Source organism: Sporolactobacillus sp. CQH2019, assembly GCF_028765345.1.
Classification (GTDB): Bacteria; Bacillota; Bacilli; order Bacillales; family Sporolactobacillaceae; genus Sporolactobacillus.
This window is the reverse complement of record NZ_JARAJZ010000006.1, coordinates 114,032-126,305: the sequence shown is the minus strand read 5'-3', so window position 1 is coordinate 126,305 and position 12,274 is coordinate 114,032. Positions and strand designations below refer to the sequence as shown.

The window sequence follows — 12,274 nt, the reverse complement described above, 5'->3', positions numbered from 1 at the left end:
ATTATTTAAATCACTTAATACCGGCTTGTCTCATCATTTCGATGAAGTTATCCATTCTGTCGCATGTTTGCAATTGACCAACCAACTGTTCATTCTGAAAAAGTGCCATCAATCTTTGCAGCATGTTAAGCTGGTCTTTCGCATTTTTTAGACCCAGCATGAAAATCATGCTAACATCTACCGTTCCGGTATCACTTCCCATTTCTTTAAATTTCACTGGTTTCGTCAGCGACATAAACCCTAACTGTGATATAACGACTTTGTCGCTGTCTGTGTGAGGAATAGCAATTCCCAGGCCGTTAACGTTTAAACCCGTAGGATACTTTTTCTCACGCTCCAGAATTCCTTCAAGAAACCGGTTTGTCACAAGTCTCTTTTTTAAGAATTCGCCAGCTAATAATTTCAAGGCACTGGCACAATCAGCGGCTGACCGGTGGAATAAAATAATTTCTTGATTAAAATACATAATCTGACCCCCGATAATTCAGATTTATTCATTTTCTGTTAGTAATTGGATGACGTCATATTTAGTACCGGCTTTTTTTAATAGATTGATCAATTCTTCATCTGCAAGTCTCGATACAACTTGTTGTATATGATGAATTCTTAAATCGTCTGTTCTATTGCTGTTAATTGCTAATAAAACAATGATTCTCACCGGTATCTGATCCGGGGTCGCCCATTCAATATCATGCTGACTTATGCCGATGGCCAAAACAGACCTTGATACAGTATTTGATTCGCCATGAGGAATTACCAGTCCGAAACCCAGCGCTGTCGATCCATTTTTTTCCCTGTTTAATACACTCCTAATGAATCTGTCTTCGCTTTCGATATAGTTATGATCAGCAAGCATTCCTGCCAGTTCGGCTAAAGCTTCATGCTTACTTGCCGCACGCAAATGAACCGTTATTAAATCAGCATCCAATATTCCGCAAGTATTATTTTTCATGTCTGTTGTCCCGCAATAAATTTTTTAGACGTTCCTTATCCTTATTTGTAAACATGGCGCTTACCAATAATTTAGGTATGCCCTTAGGTGTCTGTACATCAACAGTGGTGAGGATCAGATCAATATTTTTATATTTATCGATGTTTTTTCTATATTTGGCCGTCGATATAACATCTACGATATCCAGTTCCCGAAAATACTTTTTAACCTTAACCTTCAATAATTCTGAAGTCCCTACACCGCTCGTACACATAATCAACACTTTCTGCTGCGTATTGCCCTGTTCAATATATTTTGCAAAATACAGTACAATGAATCCGCTTTCATCCTTGCTTATCTTTTCAATATTGAAAACTTTTTCTGCCTGGCTTGAAATCCTGACGATGTCCCGGAACAGATTTCCGTACTCAAGCTTAATCTCATTTAATAGATTATTCTTGATATAAATATGATTATCGATTCGGTTCAACATGGGCTTAATATGATTGGCCAAGTCATTTTTAACGGAATCATAACTAATGTTTAAATGTTCCAGTCCATTAATAGCCTTCACATAATATCTTGTGACTTTGTCAACACGATCCGGTGTTTCGCTACTGTGAATCCCGTCTCGGTCAAACCGGGTAGAAACAAGATATTGCAATAAATAAATGGATTCGACAGCCGGCAACTTTGAATTTAAATAACCGCTGATGTTAGAAATGACATTTTTGGCAACAACGTATAATTGTTTATTCGTTCTTATTAACTTTCTTTGCTCATTTCCAAAGGCTTCCGGATTGCTTTCCAATACCTTTCCTTCACGAAATCGGGTGATTAATATATATAAGTGTGAAAAAATATTTATATTATATGGATAAGGAATGGTTAAATCCAGAGCACGTTCTATTTTTTCAAGTTGAGAAATAATAAACTCTTTATCATAAGAATTTAATTTATGCAGGTCGGATGTAAAGTCACCCAAATTATCGGCTTCAAATAAATTCATTTTCAAAATGGTTGCGTTGATTGCTTTTCGAATATCAATTTCACTGCCTGTAATAGAAATAGACTTACCCTTACGTGATAAATCAACATTATAGCCTTCTAATATCTTTGAAATAACGGACAGATCATTGTCAATCGAAGAGTCACTAACATAGAACTTCTGATAAACTGTCCCAATCCTTACCGGAAAGGGTGCTCTAAACAGTAAATTCAAAATGACACTGTTTCTTCGTTCAATGGGTGTATAGTCTAAAATATCGCTGTTCTTATTACTCCTCTCTTTCATGTAATTATCGTAATTAATTTTGAAGCCATGGCCCCTTGATGACTCGATAATTTCACCACTGCTGGAACAATCATTAATACTTTTAATTGTCCGATATACGGTTTTGGATGATACGCCTGCAAGATTCGCAATTTCACTAGCCATTACGTAATCATTTTTCTGTAAAAGAATATCGGTTAATGCTTGTTCTCTTTTACCTAATTGCACGTCTATCACCTCGCATGTTTATTGTATAATGAGTTTTGGAAGCGCACCCATTACTCTATGTCCATTATGTCCCCATGCAATGGACACCTTGTTGCTCACCCCCCCTTATGTGAAATCCGAACAATCCCAATAAGCATTAAACAGATCCTCACCCTCTCAGATGAAGGGAACTATTCTGGCGATCAATGAAAACCATTATTCATAGTCTTTCATCGTCCTCCCATCCATTTACTCTTCACTGTCGCTTTTAGGCCTCCACAAAAACACATTTTCGGAAACGGCTGACTCACTATCCGAAAAACCGGGACAGATCTCTCAAGCGGCGCAAATGATCGATGACTGGAAGAATCCGGCGTGCCGGCGAAAAGAATCCGCGAATCACCGGATTGTCAGAAAGCCGTCCCATTGCCGACGCCTGAGAATACAGCACAAATGGCCGCAACGCATTTAAACCGGTTTTCCTGCTCAGAGTTTGTCCAAGTCCGCCAAGCCGCAGCTATGATTACCGATGGCAGACTGCTGCCCATAATTGTCAAAAAATATAAAAATCAAGACATCAGTAGCTTTCTCGGAGCATCATAATCAGCGCCGAAAGTTGAGAGGATATTGAAAGAAGTCTGCTAAGCTTAAAATATTTTCCCTGCCGGCAACAGACCCAGGCAGAGCATGGAGCAGCCGTCAAGCAGCCCGCACAGCACTTCTAAACGTTAGCACATTTTAATTTAACAATTTTCTCTTACTAGATTGTTTCGTGTACCAAGGGATAGGTATAATAGCTTTAGTATTTCGAAATTGCCGGAAGGTATATAATGGTAATTCTGGAGGATCCGGTTTTATAAATGATGCGGATTCGCGCATGTTTACCGGATCAGAAGTGTTTAAAATGATTCGTTGTGAAAAATGAAGGGATGGGAAGAAGATGTCTCAGAAATCGATTTCTGAAAATTCAAGATCTGGCGGCAGAAAATCAAAGAAACGGCGACGCATATTGCGCTATAGTTTGTTGGCACTGGCTCTCTTGTTAGCCGCCGGTATCGGTTTTGGTTTCTATAAATACAATCAGCTCAAGCCGACCAATCATTTTAGTCATTTGAAGCCGATCGGGAAGACAACCAGCAAGTACAAACAGAAATCCGGCACTTTCAATGTTCTTCTGATCGGGTCGGATGCGCGGAAAGGCGACACGCTGAGCCATACCGATTCGATGGTACTGATTCATGCCGATCTGACGAATCATACCTATAATATGCTGAGCATCCCGCGGGATACGCGGGTGCAGATGCAGGGGTACGGGTACACGAAACTCACCAGTGTCCAATACATATCTCAAGTTAACCACGGAGTAAAACAGGGAATAGTCGACGCCGTAACATCGATCTCCAATCTGACCGGAGTCCCGATCAATTATTACGCGGAAACAAACTATTGGGGCTTGCAATACATGGTCGACGCGATTGGCGGAATCAATATGACGCTGCCTTTCAAAGTGACTCTGACACACCCATGGTATCCGGAAGACAAAGGCAAGACGTTCACGGCGGGGACCCATTTTTTAAGCGGAAAAATGGTCACGGAAATCACCCATGAGCGCTACTCGGTACCCGGAACAGACTATGGACGCCAGCAGCTGCAGCAGGCCGCACTGATCGGCATTGCCCGCAAAGTCATGAGTCCGTCCAATGTCACAAAACTTCCCGCCCTGTCCGGCTCAGTATCCAAATTTCTTGTTGCCAGCAATATGACAACCGACGATATGGTCAGCATCGGATTAGGCGTCAAAGGCGACTTCCATCCGGAGCAGCAGATCAAATACCGCCAGGTCAAAGGCACGAGCGTAACGATGTACGATGATGTGCTGCAGGCGAACAACAGTCAGGTCGTGCTCGATCCGGGGCAGTTAAAAAATGTGATCAAAAATTACTTTACCAATTAATCGCCGCAGCATGATCAGAGGGAAGGTAAAAAATCCGAAGACTAGATGCCTTATCTCCTCTCTCTGATTTTTGCGCTATCTATTTCTGTATAAACTGGGTCAAACAAACTGACCCCTTGTGGAACAGTCTAGAAAGACGCGCAGCTGCTTTGTGCCAAATCTTCTGATCTTGGGAGGCCTCGACTATCTTAACAGAGTCCAGAGCACTTCGAACCTGAAAATAGTCCTTTAAGCTAGGATAAGCTGTGCGTAAAGTGCTTTCTGTTCCTTCCAGTAGTGTCTGCCTTTCACCCCTCCATAATGGCATGTTATTGCGAGAGGCTGAATCCAAGGATAAAATGAGGCATTGTTGTCTGAAAAGCAATTGATTTTGTCCACATTTTCTGATATTGTTTCAGATTACAAAAGAGCATTTTACGCCGTCGATGATTGAGACGTAAGATGCCCTTAATTTATGTGTTTCCTTTTCTGTTTTTTCAATTTCGTCGTATAAAGGTTCTGTGTCATGAGCCGCTGCCCGTACTTGATTCCCATATAAGTCATCACCATTCGGCCGAGTCGAGGTTGAAGTCTGTGTTTCTCATAAATTATTTAGAAACTCTCCGTTTTCAGGGAATCTCATTACGATTAACCCGGCAGCCTCGAATGATCTGATTTGCAAGTTCTTTATCCTTTCCTATTTTCTGCCTGATTTGCTTCAACACCATCTTTTCTATAATTTGATTTGCGGTATTAAAAAGGTTGGTTCCTCAGTCAGAACATTAATGATGAGCCTAATTTAGTTATTTCTACAATGCAGTCAATTTGTCCATATCCAGTTCCTTCACACTCTCATTTCTGATTAAATCAACCGCACGTGATTTATACTTCAGAAAAAGCGGAGATGTACGTATATGATAGTCTCGAGGCCTTGGCAGATCGACATCAATAATTTCTTTAATTTTTCCGGGCCTTGATTTCATAACAACGACCCTGTCTGCCATGAATATGGCTTCATCAATATCATGGGTTACTAAGAGGACGGTTTTTTGAGACTGCTGCCAAACTTTTAGCAGGAGTTCCTGCATCAGGCTCCTTGTCTGCATATCTAATGCTCCGAATGGTTCATCCAGCAGAATCACTTCGGGATCGTTGGCAAGAGCTCGGGCAATTGCCACCCTTTGCTTCATCCCGCCTGATAGTGCTTTAGGAAAGACATTTTCAAAACCCTTTAGTCCGACAATTTCAATGTATTCATTTGCGATCCTGGATCGTTCGGACGCCGCCATCCCCTTTTGTTTTAGGCCGAACTCAATATTTTTTTTTACACTGAGCCATGGAAAAAGGGTATAGGACTGAAAAACCATTCCTCTGTCAGGGCCGGGACCCGTGACTGTTTTTCCACCCAGCGTTACAGAACCGGTTGTTGGTTTCTCCAACCCGCCAACAATACGTAATAAAGTGGATTTCCCGCAACCGGAAGCTCCTAAAATAGAGACAAATTCTTTATCCTTTACTGCTAAATCGATTATATCAAGAGCCTTCACCGACTTTTCTCCACTCCCGAACACCTTTGTAATGCCAGATATGACTAAGTTATCTTTATCGTTTTCTACACTCATCTTTTTCACCTCACTCAACTCCATGGGAATAATAACTTTGATAACCATTTGAAAAGATAGTCAAAAATCAGACCGATAATTCCAATGGCTAAAATACCGACAAAGATCTGCGATGTATTCAGCATTCGCTGGGACTGAATAATCATATAACCAATACCGGAAGAAGCGCCTACCAGTTCGGCAACAATGATGTAGGTCCATGCCCAGCCGAGTACCATTCTTAAAGAGCTCATAATAGACGGCATACTTGCCGGAAGAATGACGTGCCACAATACTGCTCCTCTGGAAGTTCCAAGCGTATAGGAAACATCAATTAAATCATTCTGGACACTTTTTGTGGCAGCAGCCACCATGAGGATGAGTTGGGGAAAACTGCCCATGAAAATGATTGCTATCTTCTGAGTTTCACTTACGCCGATCCATAGAATAAACAGCGGGATAAACGCTGAGGCCGGCAAGTAGCGGACAAATGACATCAGCGGTTCTAGAAAACCTTCGATGGGCTTATAGGCTCCCAGCATGACACCAAGTGGTACGGCAATGATCGCCGAAAGGAAAAAACCGACCATCACCCGAAAAATGGTAATCCCCATATCATCGGCAAAACCAAGCTGAGTAAACAAATTAATTCCCGCCTGAACGGTTGCAGTAGGCGTCGGTACAAAAATACTGTCGACAAAACCTCCGTAAGTCAGGATACTCCAAACTAATAGGACAAGGACAAACCCGAAGATACCCAGCAGCAGGTATGTTTTTCGCCTGATCTCGATTTTGGGTGTAAATGACATTGAAATCTTGCTCGCCAAACTAACTTTTTTCTCCGATTTTTCATTAACGGACATGAGCAAACCTCCGCGTTATAGCTTTTTGCTGAATCAAGGGGTGATCAGCTTGCCTCTTTTTATAACCTGATCAACGATGTTGACCGCTGTATTGTAAACGAGATATTTATAGCTTGGATACTTCAAAATCAGAAGATCTGCAGACTTGCCCTCTTCAATACTCCCGATTTTATCCGCTCTGTTCAGCGCAGCTGCGCCGTTCAGGGTGAAAGCGGTCAGTGCTTCTTCACCGCTCATTTTCATATAAATGCAAGCCAGGGAAAATATGAGCGGTATGGAATCTGTAAAACAGCTGCCGGGATTGAAATCACTGGCTAAAGCAACCGCGCAGCCATGGTCAATCATTCTTCTCGCAGACGCATAACGTTTGTTCAGACAAAATGCAGTTGCGGGCAGAAGTGTGGCTACAATGTGTTTTTCCGCAAGCCGGACAATTCCTTCATCCGATGCTTCAAGCAAATGATCAGCCGATGCGGCTCCAAGTTCTGCTGCCAGTTCTGCACCCCCAAGTTGTTCGATCTCATCAGCATGGATTTTCAAATCAAGCCCCATATTCCTGGCTGCCGACAGCAAACGTCTGGAATGATCAATTGAAATCACACCTTTTTCACAAAATGTATCACAGAACTCGGCAAGATTTTGATCAGAAACCTGTGGAAGAACCTCTGAAATAATGAAGTCAATATACTCGCTGCTATGCCCTTTAAACTCTGGTGGAACCGCATGAGCTCCGAGAAATGTCGGCACGACGTCTACGGAATGTTTCTCATTTAATTTTTTCATAACTTTAAGTTGTCTGATTTCTGTTTCCAGATCCAGTCCGTAGCCGCTTTTTCCTTCAACTGTCGTCACACCGAATGACAGCATGGAATTTAACCGCTGGATTCCCGACTGAAACAATTCGTCAAATGAACTCTTTCTTGTTGCTTTCACTGTATTTTCAATTCCGCCCTTTGCCTTCATAATTTCCATGTAACTCTTTCCACTCAGTCTCATGAAGAATTCTTCAGGACGGTATCCACCAAATATAAAATGAGTATGTGAATCGACAAAGCCCGGGACCAGGCTTCTTCCGGCTGCATCAATGACCTTATGCTGGGGTTTATGATAATTTTTGAGAATCTCTCCAGTTGTACCAACGGCCTTAATTAGCCCCTCTTCAATGACGACTGCTCCATCGTGAATCACTTTCAAATGATTCATTTTTTCTCCATAAACAGCCGTCTTACCTTCGGGTGTCGCCAGTTCAGCGGCATGCAGAATCATCAGTTTAGTCATTGACATCACTCTTTGAAAAACTCCCACCGGCAAACAGACGATCATTAACAAGATAAGGAATAGTCAGCTGATTTTCTCCTTCATACTTTTGATTAAACACCAGCGCCGTCTCAATAGAGTGTCCATTTCTAGCCCAGCTTCTTCTGGCGACACCGCCGATAACATCCCAAAGTATCCCTTTTCTAATAATTTCATCCACTCGTTCGCTTCCGTCAAGGACGAGCCCGAACCCACCATTGATGGCTTTCCCGATGCCTACACCGCCTCCATTATGCAGGGTCACAAGGCTCATTCCCCGTGCAGCGTTTCCTGCATAACACTGAACGGCCATATCTGCCATCACATTACTGCCGTCTCTGATGTTCGCCGTTTCCCGGAAAGGAGAATCCGTCCCGCTGACGTCGTGATGATCCCGGCCGAGCATAACCGGCCCAATTTCTTTGTTCCGGACCATCTCGTTGAATTTCAGAGCGATATTGATACGGCCTTCCGCATCCTGGTACAGAATTCTGGCTTTTGTACCAACGACAAGTTGATTCTTCTCAGCATCCCGGATCCAGTTGTAATTGTCTCGATCCTGATATCTTCTTTCAGGATCAATGCAGCTCATTGCTGCGATATCTGTCTTGTGCAGATCTGAATCTTTTCCGCTGAGGCAGACCCATCTGAACGGGCCGTAGCCGTAATCAAATAATTGCGGGCCCATAATGTCTTCGACATAAGATGGCAGTGTAAAACCATCCTTTTCATCAATTCCGTTTTTGGATATTTCTTTAACTCCGGCATCATACACAGCCTTTAGGAATGAGTTGCCGTAATCAAAGAAATAGGTTCCCTTATCAGTTAATGCTTTGATTAACTGATAGTGATGAACGAGACTCTTATCAACCAATTTTCGGTAACGATCACGGTCCTGATGAAGCAGCCTGGTTCTTTCCGCAAACGTAACTCCTTGAGGACAATAGCCGCCGTCATAAGCCGCGTGACAAGATGTCTGGTCTGAAAGCAGATCTACCTTGATATCATGCTTTACGATATATTCCAGCAGATCAACGACGTTGCCATCATAAGCAATTGAAATTGTTTCTTTGTTGTCAAGGTGTTTCCGGGCGATTTTAAATACTTGATCCAGGTCGTCCGATGAAGCACCGACCCAGCCCTGTTTCAGGCGAGTTTCAATCCGCGATTTGTCGACTTCCGCAATAATGCCGACACCATTGGCGATTTCAACAGCTTTCGGCTGTGCGCCGCTCATGCCGCCAAGACCGGAGCTGACAAAAAGATGTCCTGCAAGATCCTTGTCATTCGGAATGCCAAGTTTCAACCTTCCGGCGTTCAGCAAAGTATTATAAGTCCCGTGCACAATTCCCTGAGGACCGATATACATCCACCCTCCTGCCGTCATCTGTCCGTAATTGGCGACACCCATCTGCTCAGCAACTTCCCAGTCATCCATATTGTCGAACATTCCGACCATCAGCGCATTTGTAATCATTACACGGGGTGCATCTTTTTTTGTTTTAAACACGCCGAGAGGATGACCGGATTCAATGACCAGCGTCTGGTCCGCTTCAAGTATTTCCAGGTACTTCTTAATCAGCCGATACTGCATCCAGTTCTGGCATACACTTCCTGTCTCTCCATAAGTCACCAGTTCATAAGGATAAAGGGCGACATCAAAGTCCAGATTGTTATCAATCATAACCTGGAAGGCCTTACCTTCGACACATTTGCCTTTATATTCATTAATCGGTTTTCCGTAAATTCTTCCTTCCGGGCGGAAGCGGTAACCGTAAATCCGCCCCCTCGTTTTCAGTTCATTCAAAAACTCGGGCAGTAATTTTTCATGATATTTTTCAGGAATATATCTTAAAGCATTTCTTAACGCAATCTCCGTTTGTTTTTTATTTAAAGAATATCCTCTGTCCGGCGCACGGCGTATTCCTTTGACAAATGCAGGCATATCGGGCAATTCGTCGTCCAGTGTCACCGACATGGACTCCAATATCTTTTGGTTAACGTTCATATAATGACCTCCCAAATAAATAAAAGGGTTCCGCCGCCCATACCCCAGAGCCGGGCAAGCGGAACTTGAATGTTCAGATTTCTCCGGCGTTCAAGACAATGAGTGAAGAGCCGGCCAAACGTCAGCTGATTGGTCGATTATTGATTAACAAAGCTTCCATTGACTAAATCTGTTGCCTTAGGTTGTTTCTTGATCAATCCGACTTTTTTCCAGAAGCTAGCCGCTTTATCTGTTACATCATAAATCTGACCCGGATCTGACTTTGTTCCAAAATATTTTTCGTTACCCGCTTGATCATAGAACGTAACATCCGGTTCTTCTGCTTTAAAATCGCTGACCGTCTGTCCCATGCTCTTTGCCATGATTTTATCTGCATCATCCGGATTCTTCTTAGCATAATCCAGCGCTTCATACCAAGCATCAACAATTCCCTGAACGAGTTTCGGATTCTGATCAACAAAGTCCTTACGGAGGCCGAGCGAATCGACGATTAATCCAGGCGTTTTATCGCTGGAAAGAAGAACGTGTCCAAAGGAAGTCTTTTCAGCTTTGGTCAGCCATGGCTGCCACGTTACGGCAGCGTCCACTTTGCCGCCGACGAATGCCGCTCCGGCATCGCCTGCACTCATGTTAACAACACTCACATCATTTAGGCTCATACCTTTTTGATCCAACATGTACATAAACCAGAAATAACTTGCTCCGCCGCTGGTATCTATAGCGACTCTCTTTCCTTTAAGATCCTGGAAGGTCTTAATATTTTTTTTGGCAACAATTCCGTCACCGCCACTTGATGTGTCAAGCGCCAGGACCTGATAAACTGGAATATTAGCCGCTGCAGTCATAACATGGGTATCAACTGTTGTCATAAAGCCCTGGATACGACTGGCAGCCATGGCTGTACGTCTGTCAGACGCACTTTGGATCGTTTGAAGCTGAACGTTTACACCATGTTTCTTGAAAAATCCCTTCTGCTCAGCCAAATACATAGGAGCAAACCCGATCCATGAAGAGATGCCCAGCTTAACGGCACCTTTATACGTATTTTTTGCACTGCTGCTACCGCTGCCTTGATTTGAAGCACATCCTGAAAGCAGGAGTGTCAGTATGACAATGCCGGCAAGTAAAAGAGTCCATAGCTTTTTCAATTATGTAATACCTCCCAAATGAAAATTCATTTTATTTGAATCAATAAACAGCATCTTCTGAAATTTTTCCTTGTAATATTTTCACAACATTGTTTGCTGCCCGCATCTTCAAGGTAGATAACGATTCCGTTGATAAATAGGAAACATGAGGAGTGACGAATATGCCGGGAACATTAAAGATGGCTTCATTACCCGCAGGAGGTTCATTGGCAATGACATCGAGCATTGCACCGGCTATGACTTTCATACGGACAGCATCCATAAGATCCGCTTCATTTATGACCCTTCCGCGGGAAGTATTGATGACATATGCAGTTTTCTTCATTTTCCCAAATTCCTTCATAGAAATGAGTGAATCGACACTTTTGTCATACTTGACATGAATCGTCACAAAATCGGCCGCAGCGAGCCCTTCATCTAGACCTACTTTTTTGATGCCGTATGTTCCCTCATCGTTGCCGTTAAGGTTGGGATCACAAACCAGGACATTCATTCTCATTAATTTCGCCTTCCTGGCTACGGTTTTCCCTATTCTTCCAAATCCGATAATCAATAAGGTCGAAGATTGAATCCTTGGATTAAGATCTTTTGCCGCCTGGGCACCCCATAGTCCCTTATCTGCCACATCGAAATAGAATGCTAGGTTCTTATTAAAGAAATAGATTGCTGAAATCACATAATCTGAGACATCTTCAGTACAATACCCAGGGACAAATGTGACGGTAATATTTTGGGCCTTGGCTGCTTCGATATCTATCCTGTCATAACCACCCCCATAAACAGCGATGATTTTACATCTTGTCAGTTTCTGAATGGACGCCTGTGTTAATCTGATATAGACTTGGCAAAGGATTGCATCGGCATCTTTCCCAAATAACTCCAAATCCTTTTGATAATCATTTCCTGAATATCTGATTTCACAGTCTGGAAAGGTATTTTTTAATATCTCCTCCTCAGCGCAATAATCCGACCATTCTTCATCAATAATCCAAATTAACGGTTTCAAACCATCAC

At 42.8% G+C, this 12,274-nt stretch carries 10 protein-coding genes; 1 reads left to right on the top strand and 9 read right to left on the bottom strand.

Annotated elements, in window-relative coordinates; all coding sequences use genetic code 11:
* Window positions 1–10: 10 nt before the first annotated feature.
* The 3 genes from OYT88_RS10255 to OYT88_RS10245 are packed head-to-tail and all read right to left on the bottom strand — an operon-like array spanning window position 11 to window position 2,432.
* A complete protein-coding gene (locus OYT88_RS10255) occupies window positions 11–466 on the bottom strand; it encodes a PTS sugar transporter subunit IIA (RefSeq protein ID WP_274399812.1) in 456 nt (151 codons plus the stop codon).
* Window positions 467–490: 24 nt separating this feature from the next.
* Complete coding sequence (locus OYT88_RS10250; RefSeq protein WP_274399811.1) at window positions 491–952, bottom strand: PTS sugar transporter subunit IIA; 462 nt, start codon at window positions 950–952, stop codon at window positions 491–493.
* Window positions 942–2,432, bottom strand: a complete 1,491-nt coding sequence (locus tag OYT88_RS10245; protein WP_274399810.1) for a BglG family transcription antiterminator — start codon at window positions 2,430–2,432, stop codon at window positions 942–944. The genes OYT88_RS10250 and OYT88_RS10245 overlap by 11 nt, the downstream gene beginning before the upstream one ends.
* Window positions 2,433–3,351: 919 nt before the next feature.
* Here OYT88_RS10245 and OYT88_RS10240 point away from each other — a divergent pair.
* On the top strand, window positions 3,352–4,365 hold the full coding sequence (locus OYT88_RS10240; protein WP_274399808.1) for an LCP family protein: 1,014 nt from the start codon (window positions 3,352–3,354) through the stop codon (window positions 4,363–4,365).
* A 788-nt stretch (window positions 4,366–5,153) separates the two neighbouring features.
* Here the strand turns inward: OYT88_RS10240 and OYT88_RS10235 are convergent.
* From OYT88_RS10235 to OYT88_RS10210, 6 genes are all read right to left on the bottom strand, one after another.
* Window positions 5,154–5,966: an ABC transporter ATP-binding protein gene (locus OYT88_RS10235; protein ID WP_274399987.1), complete on the bottom strand. Its 813-nt coding sequence runs from the start codon at window positions 5,964–5,966 to the stop codon at window positions 5,154–5,156.
* Between the two features lie 14 nt (window positions 5,967–5,980).
* The gene (locus tag OYT88_RS10230) at window positions 5,981–6,808 is read right to left on the bottom strand and encodes an ABC transporter permease (RefSeq protein ID WP_274399807.1); all 828 of its coding nucleotides are present in this window, start codon (window positions 6,806–6,808) and stop codon (window positions 5,981–5,983) included.
* A 33-nt stretch (window positions 6,809–6,841) separates the two neighbouring features.
* On the bottom strand, window positions 6,842–8,086 hold the full coding sequence (gene hutI / locus OYT88_RS10225) for an imidazolonepropionase (RefSeq protein WP_274399805.1): 1,245 nt from the start codon (window positions 8,084–8,086) through the stop codon (window positions 6,842–6,844).
* Window positions 8,079–10,112 carry a urocanate hydratase gene (gene hutU / locus OYT88_RS10220; RefSeq protein WP_274399804.1) on the bottom strand — a complete coding sequence of 678 codons (2,034 nt, stop codon included), beginning with the start codon at window positions 10,110–10,112 and terminating at the stop codon, window positions 8,079–8,081. Before hutU ends, hutI begins: the two co-directional genes overlap by 8 nt.
* 137 nt (window positions 10,113–10,249) lie before the next feature.
* Window positions 10,250–11,260, bottom strand: a complete 1,011-nt coding sequence (locus OYT88_RS10215) for an ABC transporter substrate-binding protein (protein WP_274399803.1) — start codon at window positions 11,258–11,260, stop codon at window positions 10,250–10,252.
* Between the two features lie 40 nt (window positions 11,261–11,300).
* The gene (locus OYT88_RS10210; RefSeq protein WP_274399802.1) at window positions 11,301–12,266 is read right to left on the bottom strand and encodes a C-terminal binding protein; all 966 of its coding nucleotides are present in this window, start codon (window positions 12,264–12,266) and stop codon (window positions 11,301–11,303) included.
* Window positions 12,267–12,274: the final 8 nt, after the last annotated feature.